Source organism: Pseudoalteromonas sp. T1lg21 (assembly GCF_002964625.1).
Classification (GTDB): domain Bacteria; phylum Pseudomonadota; class Gammaproteobacteria; order Enterobacterales; family Alteromonadaceae; genus Pseudoalteromonas; species Pseudoalteromonas gelatinilytica.
On record NZ_PQBX01000061.1, the window covers coordinates 133097 to 149559 of the forward strand.

The following is a 16463-nucleotide window of genomic DNA, read 5'->3' on the forward strand; positions in this document are numbered from 1 at the left end:
TTATATTTTTATTCTAATGCAGCGTTGTCATAAGAAGCACTAACTTCTGAGTTTGGCACTAAGCACACATTCGTCCTAACTCATTTCTGTCCATCGATGAGTTATAAATATAACTCGCCGTTAACCCAAAATATGTTAATGTAAGCTTTGATGTGTATAGATTGAAAGGATGATTACGATTGTAGTTGCAATTCAGAGAGCTGCTTTGATATCAAACCCTTTTGATGAGAAATGACCTTTCATTAATATACTCTCACTTTGATAGTTTCTTTACTAACCCTATTTTAAACTTTTAATGAGTGCAACAAGAGTTGAGAAATATTGTGTTGTTGCTCGGGTTGATATTAATAATTGTTTTTCATTAAGAGAATGTCTATTAGGGTACACAGTATAGCCATTCAGGCATATTATTGTCGAAATAGTGGAGAGATCAAACACTATGAAATATCTCCTCTTCGATTCAAACCACCGACATTGAGTTAATATGAAATCATAGCTACCACAGATATATTTCAATTTTTCTTAAGATCTAGGATTTTTAAGCGTAGTGTCAACTCTAATCGACATCTGTCCAAATATGAGCTAGAAGCAACGTCTGGCTTAATATCTTATGTGTCTGTTTGATCCTTCCTACAAGAGACCTTAATCAAAAGATCTCATCTTATTAACTCAGAGCGAACTTTATATTCTTAAAGTGGTGCATTCTTTTTCTGTGAATGGGATTAAATGTTCGGGTAGCTTTATAGGTAATTCAGGTTCAATAATACGTTTACCTTTTTTAAAAGCATCTAAGCCTTGCAGAATAATAGCTTCATTAATTAAAAAATATTTATACGCTGTTTCTGCTCTTAAATCATAAAGCTCATCGTTTTTATCGTAATGCTCTCCTGAACGGTCATGCTCTCTTCCTGTATGTCCAAGTATTAGTTTTGACTCAATTTGCGCATTGCTGAGTGAATAACCTTCTTCTTTCACTAGATATCTGACAACATTGGTTTTAGCGTGCTGTCTAAGTAAGGTAAAGCAAGGTCCAGCTGTACCTTTCACATAAAGGTCTTCCAGAGATGATTTATAGATGTCATTAGGGCAAATCAACATGAAGTATTCCCTTAAAGAATTATACGGCATCGCTTTAGTACAGTCTTTAAAGCTGAAAAATAAGTACTCATTAGGCTTATCAGGATGTAGTGATAACTGATTTTTGATTATTTTAGTCATTTGGAGAGTTAACTTTATTTTGAATTGTCCTTTGTTCTTCATGGCTCCTTCTTTGGTCATTGTGGATTTCGGATAAGTTATATATTTAGGGTTCTTTAAGTTATCTAGATAGCTTGTTTTTAATTCAATTATGTTAACTGGCCTAACAGCTGTGAAAGCCATTAAAAGTACAGCGTTCTTTTTTTGGGTGTTGGGCTCCTCTTCTAATCTATACATGAGCTTTGAAATACCCTCGCCATCGGTATACCCATTAAAAGTAGACTTGATAGGTGTTGGAATATAGTTAGCACGAATTTCGTTGATAGATTTATTCTTAAGATTTAGCTTTTCTGAAGCAAAAGCAAATAATGATTTAACTCTATTAGAAACATCATATGTATAATTTGCTTTCTTTTCTTCATATAGTTTGTCAAAAGCAGACTTTATTTCTTCTTGGCTTATATCTAAGAACTTTGCAGAACTGCCAATTACATTCACAAAGGCATTTATTTGTGATGAATATGTTTTGATAGTTTTTTTAGAAATGGCTCTTTTATCATTTTCATGTTTCATTGAGAGGCTTTCAATGAATTTTTCAGCAACTTTTCCAAGCGTTTGACCATATAGGTGATTATATAAAAAGATGGCGCTAAGACTTGCAGCTTCAGCGACTGTCATTGTTTCAAAGTTACCTAAAAGAGTACTTTTTAACCCATCTATTTTAGGAAAATCTGCAAAAACTTTTACGACTCCATTTGGATAAAAAACGTATCTTAAGTTTTTTTCACTGTCATATTTAGACATCCTACGATCTTTTTTTGGTTGACCTGGTTCTGGTTCTGGGTATTCAATTGCTGCAGCGCATTCAGATAATATTAAAATATCTTTATCACTATATGGTGGTTTAATACTGTCGAATTTCGACTTGCTAATACACTTACTTTCACTTTGCTTCTCAGACTCATTTTCACTTGTTATCTTAGATAGGTTTCTAATTTTATCTAATATTCTGCTTATTTTATTTTTCTTAAACTTCTTGTTGGTTTTTTTCATATTTTATTAAGTCTTTATTATTTCATCTGGGATGAATTAACTTTGTCGCTTTTTTATTATGTTGAATGAGTTTTTTGATTGCTGCAAGAGGGGGGAAGCCTTGCCAGCTATGGCTTTAAGCCTATGACTACTAAGATCATTTTGGTGGTGAAATTAAATGGCTTTGTTTAAGCTACTGATAAGTCGTTTATAAGCTTATTATCAAATCTGAGCTTTTTGGTGGTGTATTAGTATGTTTTGGGTACTAAACTTTTTTAATTTTTTTTAAATAAAATTTTTTAACGATTTTTGTGTATTTTTTATAAATTCTTTGTAAGTTCATCAAAATTCAATACTTTTCTTCGTTCTATCGTTAAATTTATTTTTGCCAATACTATTTATTATTTTTGAGCGAAAAGTGTTCATTATCTTTGCTGTTGTACGAAAAATGACCCGGCTTTACACTGAGTCATTATTTAGTTTCTATATGCTCTTTCAGTATACTTTTCGGATGAGTATTTAGCTTAAACAGCAATATCATCAAGGTAACTTTCGATTACAGTTCTACCATCTTTAGTCAGAATTAACTCTTTAACTGATTTTCCTGTATCGCCAAAAGGCTGATTTATGAATTGAATGTATGCACCTTTATGGACAAGAGATGCTTTTATTCGCTCTCTTAGCGCTTTTTTATGTTCCTTATCTTTGATTATTTTTTGTTGGTTTACATGAAATGCTGTCGGCCTTAACTCTAAGCTTTGAAGCTCATGGACTCGTTTTAAAATGCTGACCTCGTGTAACTTAAATACATTAAACTTAAGTTTTGTTGAAGTGCCGTAGAGCTCTTCAGATTTATCGTAGTTAAGCCCATTCGGATCATCAGACTTTCTCAAATGATGAAGTGCTAAACGGGTTAAGTCTTCTGCATGCTTAAAGTGGTAGCCGTTTGATACCATCAGCTCTTTTGTATTGGATTTAAAGAAGCTTCTACACATAGTACAAAATGCACCCGCAGAGCCTTTCATTACAATTTGTTCGATATCACCTTTTACTGCATCAAATGGAGAATAGTCTTTGATAATTTTATCGAGGGAGCGTTTAGAAAATTGCTTCATAGGGTCGCGTGGTTGCAGAAAAATGAACTCTTGATTGCAATTAGGTCGTGCCGATTCCATCCATGCCCTTTGTTCAAGGATAATAGTACGCATCATTTTTGTTAGTGGGAGTCTGTATTCTTTTTGGTTTTTCATTTCACCACGTACACCTACGATTGATGACGGAAAAGTTATTAAGGTCGGAAAGGTAATGCTATTCAGCCATGACCATTTCATTTGAGGAATGTTGATAGGCCTCAAGCCCGTTAAAATCATAAACCTGGCTGCGTTCTTCTGGTGAATGCATGGCGTAGTTGCAAGGTTGATCCACAACTCTGCAATTGAATCTAAGTCAGTGTAGGCTTGACACGGACGGGGAGTATCAACTCGATCCGAAACATAATAATCATCAATGTCAGCAGCAGGATTACGGCCATTGTTAAACTTATTTTTGGCAAACTTCCATATACGCCTTATTTGAGCAAATAGCTCTATGGCTTGGTTGTTGGATTCGCTAGCAATAATTTTATCAATGATTCGCTCAAGATCCCCTGCCGTAATACTTTGAAATCTCGTTTTCATATTAAAGTACTGCTTAAGCTTTTTTACTCTGCACTTATATGTTCTCAATGAACCGGCTGCAAACTTTGTTGGTGCGAGTAAATGTCGGTTTGTCAGGTTCTGCTCATATTCTTTAAAAATAGTGTTTAAATCGGCGAATATCGTTCTTCCCTCTAATATCGTTTGCGTAAGCTCTCTTGCTTTTGCAATGGTGAGTTCTGGTAACTCCCCTAGCTTTACGTTTCGGATCTCTAATTTTTTTGGGAAATTAGAATAGAAGATGACCTTACCTTTTGGGGTGAAAACGAGCCGTAAATTGTGTTGTTGCTCATATTTAGACAAACGAACCAAGGGCTTATTTTTAATCCCTTGTTTTAAAGCAACTTTTCTCTCAAAATTTGAAATTATTTGAATCGCAGTAACACACTTTTTTATGTACAACATTGAAAAAGGTGCCTTCGTCTCTCTCCAAACGGCTTTTGCTTTAATGTATTCGGCTTTTGTAATGGGTTTATTCGTGTTTTTCATTTCTCTAAAACTCAGGTTTATTAAGCCCTGCAGGCCTGTCGTTTGATCTAGATCAACAAAATTTAGAGTGGGGTAAAGTAGAATGCGCGACCGCTTTTGTAACGGCTGCTCATAAACAGAGTGTGCTACGAATTGTGTTATTATTTATCGAATATTTTTTAAACTAAGCTTGTTTGAAAAATATATGTGTTACATACCTACTCATGTAACTATTTGTTTTATAGTGATTTATGTTCGAGGGCATTAAATGGCATTACTCATCAATAACAAATGTATTAACTGTGATATGTGTGATCCTGAGTGCCCGAATGAGGCTATTTATATGGGCGCGAAGATATATCAAATAGACCCAAATAAATGCACTGAGTGTGTAGGGCATTATGATAACCCTACTTGTGTGAGTGTGTGTCCTATTGATTGCATTAAGCCAGATCCAAATCACCGTGAAACGTTAGATGAGCTGGCTGAGAAATACGTTAAATTGACCTCTCAAGCTTCTTAGTTAAATCACTTTTCTTAATTCTTTTTGCTTATTTTAAAGTAGCGCCCTGCGTTAATTGTTCTACAATTTTATGAACAACAACACGTTAATAAAAAATCAGGGCGTTTTATGTGGTTTAATAAATCCTTACAGGCTGAAATTGATGCGTTAAAAGCTGAGCTTTATCCGCTAAAAGATCTCACTTCAGGTATTGATGAAGAGATGTTGGTGCTTAGGCTGCGTGCTGATGGCACAATGGCCTATATTAACCAGAACTTTTTAGATGAATTAGGCTACTCTCACAATCAGCTAATTGACTCGCCCTTCCAAGATATTATTACTGAACAATCTCGAAATACTGACCAGTTTAAAGACCTAAAAAACGCCATTGAAAATCAACAGCATGGAGTAGGGCACTTACAAATAACTCGCTATGACGGCAAGCTTGAGTGGCTACGATTAATTGCTCACCCGGTACACACAGAGCAAGGTGAGCTTAATTACTTTGCTATTTACGGCACTGTGCTTACCGATGCTATTTCTACTTCTCGTGAACAGCGTGACACTATTAATGCCATCTATCGCTCGATGGCAGTTATTGAGTTTGACCTTGAGGGCAAGGTTATTAACGCAAATGAACCGTTTTTAGAGAGTATGGGTTATAAAAAAGATGAGATCGTTGGCAAGCACCATCGTATGTTTTGTGATCATGCACTTGCTGAATCTGCGGAATATGAGAAGTTTTGGCAGCGCTTAAGACGTGGTGAGTTTGTTGTTGATCGCTTTAAACGTGTTGACCGTCATGGCAATGAAGTGTGGCTTGAAGCTTCATACAACCCCATTTCAAATGATTTTGGTGAGCTTTACAAAGTGATGAAGTTCGCCACTGTGATCACTGAGCAAGTTAATCGTGAGCATGCAATTTCACAAGCGGCTGAAATTGCGTATGGCACATCAACTGAGACCGATAGACTCGCTCAACAAGGGGCTGAGGTGTTACAAAACACCATGACAGTGATGAATGAATTAGCTCAGCAGATGGAGCAAGCAGCCCAAGAGATTTCAGCCCTCGATAAACAGTCACAACAAATTGCAGCCATTGTGCAAAGTATTAGTAGTATTGCGGAGCAAACGAACTTACTGGCGCTAAATGCAGCAATTGAGGCTGCTCGTGCTGGTGAGCAAGGCCGAGGCTTTGCGGTGGTGGCTGATGAAGTCAGGCAGCTTGCGTCAAGAACCTCAAAAGCCACTGAAGAAATTGTTGAAGTAGTAAATAACAATCAGTCACTTACGCAAAATACGGTAAAGGTTATTGAGCAAGGCAAGGTGAAAGCCGAGCAAGGTGTGTCTTTATCAAATGAGTCTGGCAAGGTGATGGAAGACATACAACACGGTGCACAGCAAGTGGTTGATGCAGTTGGACAATTTGCAAATCAACTGAATCACTGACAAAAAGCCTACTCAGTTAGGCTTTTATAATGCTATTTGATTAAATCATTTCTTATTTTGCTTCAAGAAACTTCCTAATGTCTTGAAAGCGGCTATTTATCCAACTTTTTTACGCTAATATCATCGAACGGTACAGATTTAGTAGTCCTTATCGAGCTACTCTGTGATGATTTTAGTATTTAAGGTGGGATGATTTATGTTTTTTACCCAGCCATTGAAAGAAAGGATAGCTCAGTTAGAAGATGAATTGTTTCGTGTATCTCAAGTGAAAGATACATTAGATAATAGAATGTTTACGCTGGAACTTGATAGGGAAGGTCGTATCACGTTTGCCAATACGCAAGTATTAGCAGAACTCGGCTTTACAGAAGCTCAATTAATAGGAAAACCTCTGCTTGACTTGGTGCCTAGCAGCGCCAAAGACGCAAAGCATTACCTTCATTTTAAACGAGCTATTTTAGACAAATCAGCTTGGGTCGGTGCTGTTCAACTTTTAAATGCGCAGGACCAGCATGTTTGGTTAAGAGCATTTTTTCATCCAATTTTAAATAAACAGCAGGGCTTTGAAAAGTTTGATCTTCATGCCAGCGTGCTGACCCGAACAATTGAAACATCGCGAGAAAATAAAGACTTAGTGAAAGCAATTAATCGCTCTATGGCAGTTATTGAGTTTGATTTAGAAGGCCATGTTTTAAAAGCGAATGAGCAATTTCTCGCGGGGGTCGGTTATACAAAAGACGAAATTATCGGGAAACATCACCGGATGTTTTGTGAACCAGCCGAAGCAAATTCAACTGGCTATGCTGAGTTTTGGCAGAAATTACAAAAAGGCCAATTTATCTCGTCACGATTTAAGCGGGTGAATAAATTTGGTGACCCCATTTGGTTGGAGGCGACTTACAATCCGGTTTTTAAAGAGCAAGATGTGCTTTATAAAGTCGTTAAGTTTGCAACTGTGATCACCGAACAAGTGAATTTAGAAATGGCTGTGTCTCAAGCGGCTGACATCGCTTACGGCACATCCACCGAAACTGACAAAGCAGCAAAGCAAGGTGCCACTGTTTTAGATGAAATGGTTCATGTAATGGACGATTTAGCGAAACAAATGGAACAAGCAGCAGCTGAAATGGCCGAGCTCGATAAGCAATCGCAGCACATTGCTGCCATCGTACAAAGTATTAGTAGTATTGCGGATCAAACAAACTTACTGGCGCTCAATGCGGCAATTGAAGCGGCTCGAGCCGGTGAGCAAGGTCGGGGTTTTGCGGTGGTGGCTGATGAAGTCAGGCAGCTTGCTTTAAGAACCTCTAATTCGACAGTTGAGATTGTTGATGTTGTAAAACAAAATAGGTCTTTGACTAAACATACGGTTGAAGTAATCGAATTAGGAAAAACGAAAGCTGAGCTGGGTTTTAACCTCGCCTCTGAGTCAGGAAATGTGATGAGCGACATTCAACATGGCGCTCAAAAAGTAGTGGATGCAGTTGGCCAGTTTTCTCAAAAGATAAAGTAATTTTATCTATGTTTATATTGGGTCTTACAGTAACCACGGGATATATCTGGATGGCGCAGTTTTAAGTGTTTGGTTTGCCTACCCGCTGCGCGTTTTCGCCAAAGTTTAAAACTCGAAGGTGTTAATTGCTCACGCATTAGCGCGATAACGTTTTTTTCGTTTAAACCAAATTGTTGGTTTATTGCTTCAAACGGGGTTCTGTCTTCCCACGCCATCTCTATGATGCGTGATACTTCATGATCTAAATGCTGCATTACGGCTCCTTTTTATAGCCTATACGTATTTGCAGCAGATTTAGATTATAAGATATCGTGTTGCCAGTGCTCGGCTAAAAAGTCGATGAACGCTCTGACCACATTTTGTTGGAAGTTACGTGATAAATACACTGCCCATAAGTGAGAGCCTATAGTTGTATGCTCTGACAGTACTTTAACAAGCTCACCTGATGCCAAATAGTTATTGGCGAGATCGCAAGGTAGGTGAGCAATGCCCATTCCTTGTTTTGCAGCTTTTAGAAGTACGCCCATATCGTTGGCAACAATGTTGCCCTTCACGGTCACTTTATGTGTGTTGTCGTCGTGTTGAAATTGCCAAATAGTGTGTTTGTTATGAATAAGGCAATTATGTGCAGTTAAGTCATTCGGCTCAAAAATCGGTGGGTTCGCAGCTAAATAATCGTTAGAGGCACATACTGCGGTTGCGATATACATTAGCTTACGGGCAATAAGACCTTCGTCAGGCTGGTGGATGTAACGCAAAGCGATATCAACGCGGTCATCAACCAGCTGCGATAAACTATCTGAAAGTAACAGTTCAAATCGCGTCTGTGGGTGGCGTTTGGTAAACTCTTTAATGGCATCAAACAGTTTATGTTGGCCAAGCCCAATCGGAGAGGCAACGCGAATAGTACCCACTAATTCGTTGTTATGGCTATGCGCTCGGCTTTGTAAATCAGATACTTGATTTAATATTTGCTGGCAATAGCTAAGGGCTTCTTCGCCTTGAAGGGTTAAACTTACTTTGCGTGTTGTACGATGAAACAATCTTAAATTTAGCCACTTTTCTATATCTTGAATATGTCTAGAAACTTGTAATCGGCTTAAACCTAAATGCTCTGCAGCCTGAGTAAAACTGCCTGTACGGGCAACTTCGACAAAGCTAGTAATTGAATTGAGTTTATCCATTGGTATCTTAAAGTGAAACAATGTGTATCTATATAGTGTATTTATCAGTAATTAGTGAACAAGTAAACTGCAATCATTGAAACAAACAACGGAGAATTCCTCATGAAATTAGCAGTTATTGGCGCAACAGGTTGGATTGGCAGTCACATTACTTCAGAAGCAATCGCACGTGGTCATCAAGTAAATGCATTAGTTAGAGACGTAAGTAAAGTAACGCAAGATAACGTTACTGTGACTGAATTTGATTTAACAAAAGACGATATCGCAACTGCAGCTACAGGTAGTGATGTTGTTATTGCGGCAATTGGTGGTCGTGCTTTAGGGAACCATGAAATTGTTGCAAACACAGCAAAGCAATTATTAAACGCGCTTGCAGGTACAGGCACACGCATTTTATGGGTGGGTGGTGCAGGTAGCTTAGAAGTGGCACCTGGTGTAACACTGGTATCAAGCCCAGACTTTCCTGCTGAATACAAAGCAGAAGCCATTGCTCAAGGTGAAGCACTTGATGTATTTAGAGCATCAACAGTAGCTACAGCTTGGACTTTTGTATCACCAGCTGCGGTCATTTACCCAGGTGAGTCAGAAGGCCCGTACCGTGTTGGTGGCGACAGCTTCTTTACTGATGCAAACGGCGAAAGCAAAATATCAGTCACTGATTATGCTAAAGCGATGCTTGATGAAGCACAATCGGCAGCTCATTTAAATCAACGTATTAGTATTGCTTACTAATAGCGAGCCTTTCTTCAGGCTCATAAAATGGTATTCTTTAGCGATGTGTTAAGTTACCTATTTAATTTATGAGCCTGTTATTTTCTATTGCACTTGCAACCATACCTGCCTTACCAGAAGCCGTCGCGAACAACGCTGTCGCCAAAGTTGTTATTGATGAACAAGCCTACTTTTTAAGTTTTATGGGCTTGAGCTCAGGCAAAGCACATACAGATGTTCACAATAAAGTGTGGGTCCTTAAAGTGGGCGATAACGCGTGGCAAGCGGCTAAAGCCGTGCCAAGTACATTGCCCCTTACTGGTCGTCTAGCGAGTACCGCTGTGGGTGTGGGTCAGCATGCCTATGTATTTGGTGGGTATACCGTTGGCGCTGATCATCAAGAAATCTCTACACCCGATGTATATCGCTATGATGTTCTTTCTAATTCATATACGCAACTGGCCAATATGCCTGTGCCGGTGGATGACAGTGTGGCGCTTTCGTACCAGCAGCGTTATATCTATTTAGTCAGTGGTTGGCATAACGATGGCAATGTTAATCTTGTACAAGTTTATGATACGCATACAGATACTTGGCAACAGGCTTCGCCATTTTTAGGTCAACCGGTGTTTGGCCAAGCGGCGGCAATTAGTGGAAACACTATATTGGTGTGTGATGGCGTTAAAACACAGGCGAATGCTGATAAACGCCGTTCTTTCGCTGCGGTTGCACAGTGTTTAAAAGGTACGATTGATGCTGATAACCCATTAAAGATAGATTGGCGTACGGTACCGCATCCTACAGGTGTTGCCCATTACCGTATGGCAGCAACCAGTTTTAATGGCGACATTTATATGATGGGCGGCTCTGATAACCCATATAACTACAATGGCACGGGATACGATGGCAAACCAGCGCCAGCGAGTGATCATGTTTGGCGCTTTGATGTTGATAAAAACACGTGGCAAGTGATGCCAAAAGCCGCTACCGCGAGCATGGATCATCGAGGTTTATTAGAGCACCAAGGAAGTTTGTATCGTCTTGGTGGTATGGATAATAATCAACAAGTGACAGCCGATGCACTTGCTTACAAGGTAAAGTTATCTCTATGAATACACTCTATATTACAGGGGCGGGAGTGAGTGCCGCTAGCGGTATACCGACCTTTCGTGGCGAAGATGGTTATTGGAACATTGGCAGCAAAAATTATACGCCGATGGAAATGGCAACGCGTGCTATGTACGAAAATAATCCCCGCGAATTTTTAGCTTGGTATTATCATCGTTTTGCAACCTATCGCCATCACGGTCCCAATGAAGTGCATCATTGGTTGAGTGATAAAAATCTCATTACGCAAAATATCGATGGCCTTGATGGCAAAGCAGGTAACACCGACTTTATTGCTATTCATGGTCGCTTAGATCAAATGACACTGTTTCACCATCAAGGTGACGATGTGATGGCTTTTAACGCGCCGTGGGATAATGTTAACGAAGACAACCTGCACCACTCCTTGCTTGAGGTGTTCAATATCAATAACGAAAGCCCCAAGCTCAACGAGTCGTTTAAGCCTTACGTGTTGTTATTTGATGAATACTACACTGAGCTTTATCGAATCTCTGAGGCGCAACAGCGTATGATCGATGCCGATAAAATCGTCTTTATCGGCACCTCGTTTAGCGTCAATATTACCCAAATGGCACTCGATATTGCACGCAGTCAAGGCACGCCAATTGAAGTGGTTGACCCAGATCCTACTCACGTATTTCATCCTAATGTGACATATCACAAGATGACAGCGCTTGAGTATGTTCAGCAGCAAGGGTAAAAAATAAGGCGCTTTAATTAAGCGCCTTATTTAATTATTACTTTTCAGCTTTTGTAGCTGTGATGTTTAACCTTGCTTGTAAGGGGTCCGGTAAAAACTCTGCAGTCCCTGATTTACTCATTTGCAGTATAAAAGATTCATCATTTTTATATGCTTGCCACGTAGGCAAACCTGGGCCATTTGGTGTGCCTAACTTAATAAAGTTTGTCACATAACGGTGCATTATTTTAGCAGCTTGCTTATCTTGCTCAGTGGTGACATGACCATATTTCGCTGCCACAGTATTAAAAAAGTACGGAATTTCGCTAGCGTGCTCTGCACCGGGTTTATCTAAAGTTTGCGCCACATAACCAAATCGATACAAAAAGGCATCCTTACCCATATCTGTCACGCGTTTTGCAACGAACCTTGCTGGCTCTTGCATTAAAGCATCTTGCCCAACTTGGTAATTGAGTAAAGGCAATGGCGTTTCGCCGCTTGCATCGTAAGTCATTTTTGCTTGTGTACTGTGCGGAGCAAAACTTGCGAATAGCGCCTCTTTAGAAGCAAAATTAGCAAAGCCTAAATCCATATCTGTTGTGCCAACCATGGTCGCAACATGGCTAAATGTGCCTTTACTCAAGCGTGCTTCTGTCGCCGAATTGATGATGGTGCCATCAATAATTGGCCCGCCAACGTAAGTAGACTCATCATTATTTTGTCGATTTAATGTGCTCAAATTTAGGTTATCAACCACCTCTTCGGCAGATAACTCACGCAGTGCAGCAAGGGCATTTTCATCACTGCCTAAAATGGTGTGTTGCTTTGCAAAGTTTTCGCCAATTTTTTCGGCGCTTAACACGGTGTCATCATCACTATTAAGTGGCAACTGCTTAAATAGTTCTCGTCCTCCCGCTGACATAATAATCGCTTGCTGGAATAAGCCATTAGCTGCAGGGGTTTGCATCATCGCATGTACCGATGCGCCTCCTGCAGATTCACCCATGAGTGTCACTTTTGCAGCATCACCACCAAATTGAGCGATATTTTGTTTCACCCATTCAATGGCCGCAATTTGATCCATCAAAGCGTAATTGCCCAGTGCATCATTCTCAAAACGACTAAGGGCAGGGTGCGCAAAAAAGCCAAATCGGCCTAGGCGATAATTAAAGCTAACAAAAATAACCCCTTGTTTAGCAAAGCTTTCACCCGAGTAAACAGCGGGTGATGCGCCACCATTTACAAAGCCACCCCCATGTATCCATACCACAACGGGATAAGGAGTATCGCTGTGTTTAGTGGGTTTAAACACATTTAAATAAAGGCAATCTTCCGAAGGGGTTGTTGTAAGCGGTGCAGCGTCGGCTGCAAACGGCTTTTGCATACAGTCAGGCGCGTAATCGTTAAGTACTTTTACATCTTGCCACTTAGGCACAGGTTGCGGTGCTCGCCAGCGTAACTCTCCCACCGGAGCTGCTGCATACGGAATACCTTTATAGGCAATAAAACGCCCTTCTTTTTGTCCTTGGATAAGCCCGCCAGTGACGGCGATTTGATCTGATTGAGGTTGTTCTTGGCAGCCTTGCAAAAATACGGCGGAGCCTAATAGAAAAGATGAGTAAAAAATCGATTTGAGAATACGCGATGTCATAACAAAGCCTAGGCTGTTTGGGGAAGGCTTATAATATTATATATTTGGCCATTCTTTAAGAGGAAAGCGCTTTAGTGTAAAAGCTATCTATAGGTTAAGCTGCTAATCATTAAGAAAAAAGAATTATTTTGTAATTTTATTCCTCGCTCTGCTGGGCTAAACTTTAGCTAAGTACCTTAATAACTGGTGTTTCAATGTGGTTTAGTAAAAATAAAGATCAACTCATTGATGCGTTGCAGCATGATGTTGATAGAAGTCAGCAATATTTAGCCGGGATCAGAGAAAATATTGCTTATATCGAATTTACACCAGATGGAACTGTTCTCGAAGCCAATGATTTGTTTTGCAAAACAATGAAAGTGCAAGCTGGCGATATTATTGGTCAGCATCATCGTAAGTTTTGTGCGCCTGAATATAGCAGCTCAAAAGAGTATCAAACGTTTTGGCAAGATATCGCTAAAGGCCAAGCCAAGTATGGGGTTTTCTCGCGAGTTAATGGGGCAGGCGAAGCCATTTGGCTGCGTGCAACCTATTTTCCGGTACGCGGTGATGATGGCAAGGTACGCTGTGCAATTAAGTTTGCTTCAGAAATAACCAAAGAAGTCGAAAAACTTGATGAAATGTCGGCAATTTATGATGCCGTTAATAAAAGCACTGCAATGATCCGCTTTACGCCGGATGGTCATATTATTTCTGCGAATGATAATTTCTTAAATGTTGTGGGTTACAGTCTCGCTGAAATCCAAGGTCAGCATCATAAAATGTTTTGTTATGACGACTTTTATCAAAAGAACCCCAACTTTTGGCAAGAGCTGGCGAACGGGCGCATTTTTTCTGGGCAATTTTCTCGTAAAAAACGTGATGGCAGCCCGCTTTATTTAGAGGCAACCTATAACCCTATTTTTAATAAACAGGGTAAAGTGACACAGATCATTAAGTTTGCATCTGATGTCACCGCTAGAGTGAACAGCACCGAAGAAGTGAAACATGCAGCAGAAAATGCCGGACACACGTCGGAAGAAACCTCGCAAGTCGTGACAAATGGTCAGCAACGAATTTTAAGCAGTGTTGAGTCATCAAAAAAAGTGAGCGAGCAAGTTCATCAAACCCGCGAACTGTCAGATGTGTTAGCGCAGCAGTCATCACAAATAGGTGAAATTGTAACAACCATTAATAGCATCGCAGAGCAAACAAACTTACTAGCCTTAAATGCAGCGATAGAAGCTGCCAGAGCCGGGGAGCATGGTCGCGGTTTTGCGGTGGTTGCCGATGAGGTTAGAAATTTATCGCAACGTACTTCTGTGTCGACCAGCGAAATATCAGGCCTTATTGGAAAGACGCAAGAGATCGCAGCAAAAATGACGGCTCTTATCGAAGAAATAGAAACACTGTCTGGTGAGTCTCAGCAAAATGTTGAAGAAGTCAGCATGATAATGGAAGACATTAAAACCGGTGCAGATAAAGTGGTGGATCAAATATCCGAAGTAATTATTCGTTACGATACACTATAAACAACAAAAAGCCCGCAATGCGGGCTTTTTAATGGGGTATTGATTCCAATATTATTCAGAAACAGTGAAAGACACGTCTAAGTCTTCACCCGATGTAACTGTAATTGGTTTTACTTGATAAAGCGTAAATGCTTCGTCTTGCGTTTCTACGTCATCGATATGTGCTGCACAGGTATAAGCAAGTTGATAATCACCAGGTTGAATGAACGCAAGTTCAAATTCGTATTGATTATCTTCGCTATCGAAAACAACATCCGCCGTTGCAAGAGGTGCATCTAATGGTGTTTCATCTTCGTTAACTTCATAGTTGTCCATTGGCATTTCAACATCGCTGCTATATAAGTAAACAGCATGACCGAATGAACCATCTTCCAGTGCGATATCGATATTATCTGTTTCACAGTTCGCGATGAGTACGTCGCTCACAGTGCCTTCGATATCTTCAGATTCAGCAAGGTTTTCTAAGCGAACACCGCGTGGTTTTAAGAAGATCTCATCACTATTTTGTGGATCAACTAATGACTTTTTAAGGTCAAACTCAATAACAAACTCGTTACCAGCTTGGTTAAGGGTAAAACCATCAAGTTGGATTTCACCGATACCATCGTTGCCTTTACGTTTAACAACAAGTGGTGCAATGCTGTCATCTTCGTATACAACATGCGAAGTCATAGTTAAATCGTTTGTGTCACCATTGATAACATCTGCACGGATCCATTGATATTCGCCAGCAGGTACTTCTTCATCTTCTAATAAAGAAAATACATCATCACCTGTGTAGTCTAATAAGTTAACCATTTCAGGCATGGTTTCATCATCATCTTCACGGGTCTCAAAAGTGAACTCTTCACCACCTTGGGTTTTCAATGTGATTGAATCAAACACAACATTAACAGCTTTTAAACCTGTCACTGGTGCATCAGACACACCTAATGTGAACTGTGCAGTTTGCGGCTGAGGATCAACCGTATCATTCTTGTCGTCATCTGAGCCACAACCAACAAGTGCAAATAAAACGGCGCTGCTAAGTAATGTAGTTTTAAAGTTCATCATTTCTTCCCTTTGTGTTCTAAAAATTTACTAATAGTGTAATAACTAAAACTTAATGTAACTTGAATTGCTAATAATAAGTTTTGATTAACACCTTTGTACCTTTTATGTAACAACCTGTAAGCCACAAAAAATATAAATGCAAATTTAGCGTGCTTTTTAAGCAAATCCATTTTTCTTCCACATTTTGCTGACACCATCGCAAAAAATAAAAATCTAGGAACAAAAATGAAGGTCATTGATTTAGAAAAGCGCTTTGAGTTGAGGAGTTTGGCACTGCTAGGTGCATTTAACGTAATCTTATTTGTGGGATTTATTAATAGCTCATCAGAAGTAAGCAGCTTACTTTTTAGCTTTTTAGCTTGTGCGGTTACGATGTTATTAGCGCTACTTGTTTTTAATTCAAAGCGCAATTTAACGGTGTGTCGCCATGGTGTGCATTACCGTAATTTATTTGGACAATGCCGTCATATGCATGCAAGACAAGTGCAGTTTATTCACCATTACTCATTTTTTGGTTTGCGCTTAGTACTTATTATGGGCGAGAAGTATATTTGTATTGCGCCTTTTTATAGCCTTAATGACAAACATCAACAACGTCTAAAGCGCTACGATAATGATTTGTTCGATTGGTTAAAGAATTTACAAAAGACCAATGATTTTTGTTAAGCAGGCGTATTCGCCTGCCTAACAA

The 16463-nt window shown here is 39.5% G+C and carries 14 protein-coding genes; 8 read left to right on the forward strand and 6 right to left on the reverse strand.

Translation table 11 applies throughout. From position 1 onward, the window contains the following. Positions 1-681: 681 nt before the first annotated feature. A complete protein-coding gene (locus tag C2M25_RS17330) occupies positions 682-2250 on the reverse strand; it encodes a hypothetical protein (protein WP_105181698.1) in 1569 nt (522 codons plus the stop codon). Positions 2251-2753: 503 nt separating this feature from the next. Then, on the reverse strand, positions 2754-4412 hold the full coding sequence (locus tag C2M25_RS17335) for an integrase family protein (protein WP_105181699.1): 1659 nt from the start codon (positions 4410-4412) through the stop codon (positions 2754-2756). A 247-nt stretch (positions 4413-4659) separates the two neighbouring features. Between C2M25_RS17335 and C2M25_RS17340 the strand changes: the two genes are divergently transcribed. From C2M25_RS17340 to C2M25_RS17350, 3 genes are all read left to right on the forward strand, one after another. Then, complete coding sequence (locus C2M25_RS17340) at positions 4660-4914, forward strand: YfhL family 4Fe-4S dicluster ferredoxin (RefSeq protein WP_054562570.1); 255 nt, start codon at positions 4660-4662, stop codon at positions 4912-4914. Between the two features lie 108 nt (positions 4915-5022). Further along, positions 5023-6342, forward strand: coding sequence for a methyl-accepting chemotaxis protein (locus C2M25_RS22320; protein WP_063704355.1), 1320 nt, complete (start codon positions 5023-5025; stop codon positions 6340-6342). A 196-nt stretch (positions 6343-6538) separates the two neighbouring features. Further along, on the forward strand, positions 6539-7855 hold the full coding sequence (locus C2M25_RS17350; RefSeq protein ID WP_105181700.1) for a methyl-accepting chemotaxis protein: 1317 nt from the start codon (positions 6539-6541) through the stop codon (positions 7853-7855). A 2-nt stretch (positions 7856-7857) separates the two neighbouring features. Here C2M25_RS17350 and C2M25_RS17355 read toward each other — a convergent pair whose 3' ends face one another. Together C2M25_RS17355 and C2M25_RS17360 are read right to left on the reverse strand one after the other, a co-directional pair. Next, a complete protein-coding gene (locus C2M25_RS17355) occupies positions 7858-8109 on the reverse strand; it encodes a TIGR03643 family protein (protein WP_105173674.1) in 252 nt (83 codons plus the stop codon). Positions 8110-8154: 45 nt separating this feature from the next. Next, positions 8155-9039: a LysR family transcriptional regulator gene (locus C2M25_RS17360; RefSeq protein WP_105181701.1), complete on the reverse strand. Its 885-nt coding sequence runs from the start codon at positions 9037-9039 to the stop codon at positions 8155-8157. 102 nt (positions 9040-9141) lie between these two features. Here C2M25_RS17360 and C2M25_RS17365 point away from each other — a divergent pair, with 102 nt between their 5' ends. The 3 genes from C2M25_RS17365 (at position 9142) to C2M25_RS17375 (ending at position 11578) form a co-directional block, all read left to right on the forward strand. Continuing rightward, positions 9142-9771, forward strand: a complete 630-nt coding sequence (locus C2M25_RS17365) for an NAD(P)-dependent oxidoreductase (protein WP_105181702.1) — start codon at positions 9142-9144, stop codon at positions 9769-9771. Between the two features lie 68 nt (positions 9772-9839). Further along, the gene (locus C2M25_RS17370; RefSeq protein ID WP_105181703.1) at positions 9840-10862 is read left to right on the forward strand and encodes a Kelch repeat-containing protein; all 1023 of its coding nucleotides are present in this window, start codon (positions 9840-9842) and stop codon (positions 10860-10862) included. Then, positions 10859-11578 (forward strand): SIR2 family NAD-dependent protein deacylase, encoded by a 720-nt coding sequence (locus C2M25_RS17375; protein ID WP_105181704.1) that lies wholly within the window; start codon positions 10859-10861, stop codon positions 11576-11578. The genes C2M25_RS17370 and C2M25_RS17375 overlap by 4 nt, the downstream gene beginning before the upstream one ends. 37 nt (positions 11579-11615) lie before the next feature. Here the strand turns inward: C2M25_RS17375 and C2M25_RS17380 are convergent, their stop codons facing one another. Beyond that, entirely contained in the window at positions 11616-13208 is a 1593-nt protein-coding gene (locus C2M25_RS17380; RefSeq protein ID WP_105181705.1) for a carboxylesterase/lipase family protein, read from the reverse strand. Between the two features lie 194 nt (positions 13209-13402). On the opposite strand from C2M25_RS17380, the gene C2M25_RS22260 reads away from it, so the two are divergent. Then, entirely contained in the window at positions 13403-14719 is a 1317-nt protein-coding gene (locus C2M25_RS22260) for a methyl-accepting chemotaxis protein (RefSeq protein WP_063704512.1), read from the forward strand. 51 nt (positions 14720-14770) lie between these two features. On the opposite strand, the gene C2M25_RS17390 is transcribed toward C2M25_RS22260, so the two are convergent. Beyond that, positions 14771-15769 (reverse strand): DUF4382 domain-containing protein, encoded by a 999-nt coding sequence (locus tag C2M25_RS17390; protein ID WP_063704372.1) that lies wholly within the window; start codon positions 15767-15769, stop codon positions 14771-14773. A gap of 228 nt (positions 15770-15997) precedes the next feature. On the opposite strand from C2M25_RS17390, the gene C2M25_RS17400 reads away from it, so the two are divergent. Next, on the forward strand, positions 15998-16438 hold the full coding sequence (locus tag C2M25_RS17400; protein ID WP_063704378.1) for a hypothetical protein: 441 nt from the start codon (positions 15998-16000) through the stop codon (positions 16436-16438). Positions 16439-16463 lie beyond the last annotated feature (25 nt).

Bases quoted from the DNA above. Each gene is read 5' to 3' on its own strand.
- C2M25_RS17335 (WP_105181699.1), bottom strand. From the start codon at position 4,412: ATGAAAAACACGAATAAACCCATTACAAAAGCCGAATACATTAAAGCA.
- C2M25_RS17390 (WP_063704372.1), bottom strand. From the start codon at position 15,769: ATGAACTTTAAAACTACATTACTTAGCAGCGCCGTTTTATTTGCACTT.
- C2M25_RS17350 (WP_105181700.1), top strand. From the start codon at position 6,539: ATGTTTTTTACCCAGCCATTGAAAGAAAGGATAGCTCAGTTAGAAGAT.
- C2M25_RS17370 (WP_105181703.1), top strand. From the start codon at position 9,840: ATGAGCCTGTTATTTTCTATTGCACTTGCAACCATACCTGCCTTACCA.
- C2M25_RS17380 (WP_105181705.1), bottom strand. From the start codon at position 13,208: ATGACATCGCGTATTCTCAAATCGATTTTTTACTCATCTTTTCTATTA.
- C2M25_RS17400 (WP_063704378.1), top strand. From the start codon at position 15,998: ATGAAGGTCATTGATTTAGAAAAGCGCTTTGAGTTGAGGAGTTTGGCA.
- C2M25_RS17355 (WP_105173674.1), bottom strand. From the start codon at position 8,109: ATGCAGCATTTAGATCATGAAGTATCACGCATCATAGAGATGGCGTGG.
- C2M25_RS22320 (WP_063704355.1), top strand. From the start codon at position 5,023: ATGTGGTTTAATAAATCCTTACAGGCTGAAATTGATGCGTTAAAAGCT.
- C2M25_RS17360 (WP_105181701.1), bottom strand. From the start codon at position 9,039: ATGGATAAACTCAATTCAATTACTAGCTTTGTCGAAGTTGCCCGTACA.
- C2M25_RS17365 (WP_105181702.1), top strand. From the start codon at position 9,142: ATGAAATTAGCAGTTATTGGCGCAACAGGTTGGATTGGCAGTCACATT.
- C2M25_RS17330 (WP_105181698.1), bottom strand. From the start codon at position 2,250: ATGAAAAAAACCAACAAGAAGTTTAAGAAAAATAAAATAAGCAGAATA.
- C2M25_RS17375 (WP_105181704.1), top strand. From the start codon at position 10,859: ATGAATACACTCTATATTACAGGGGCGGGAGTGAGTGCCGCTAGCGGT.
- C2M25_RS17340 (WP_054562570.1), top strand. From the start codon at position 4,660: ATGGCATTACTCATCAATAACAAATGTATTAACTGTGATATGTGTGAT.
- C2M25_RS22260 (WP_063704512.1), top strand. From the start codon at position 13,403: ATGTGGTTTAGTAAAAATAAAGATCAACTCATTGATGCGTTGCAGCAT.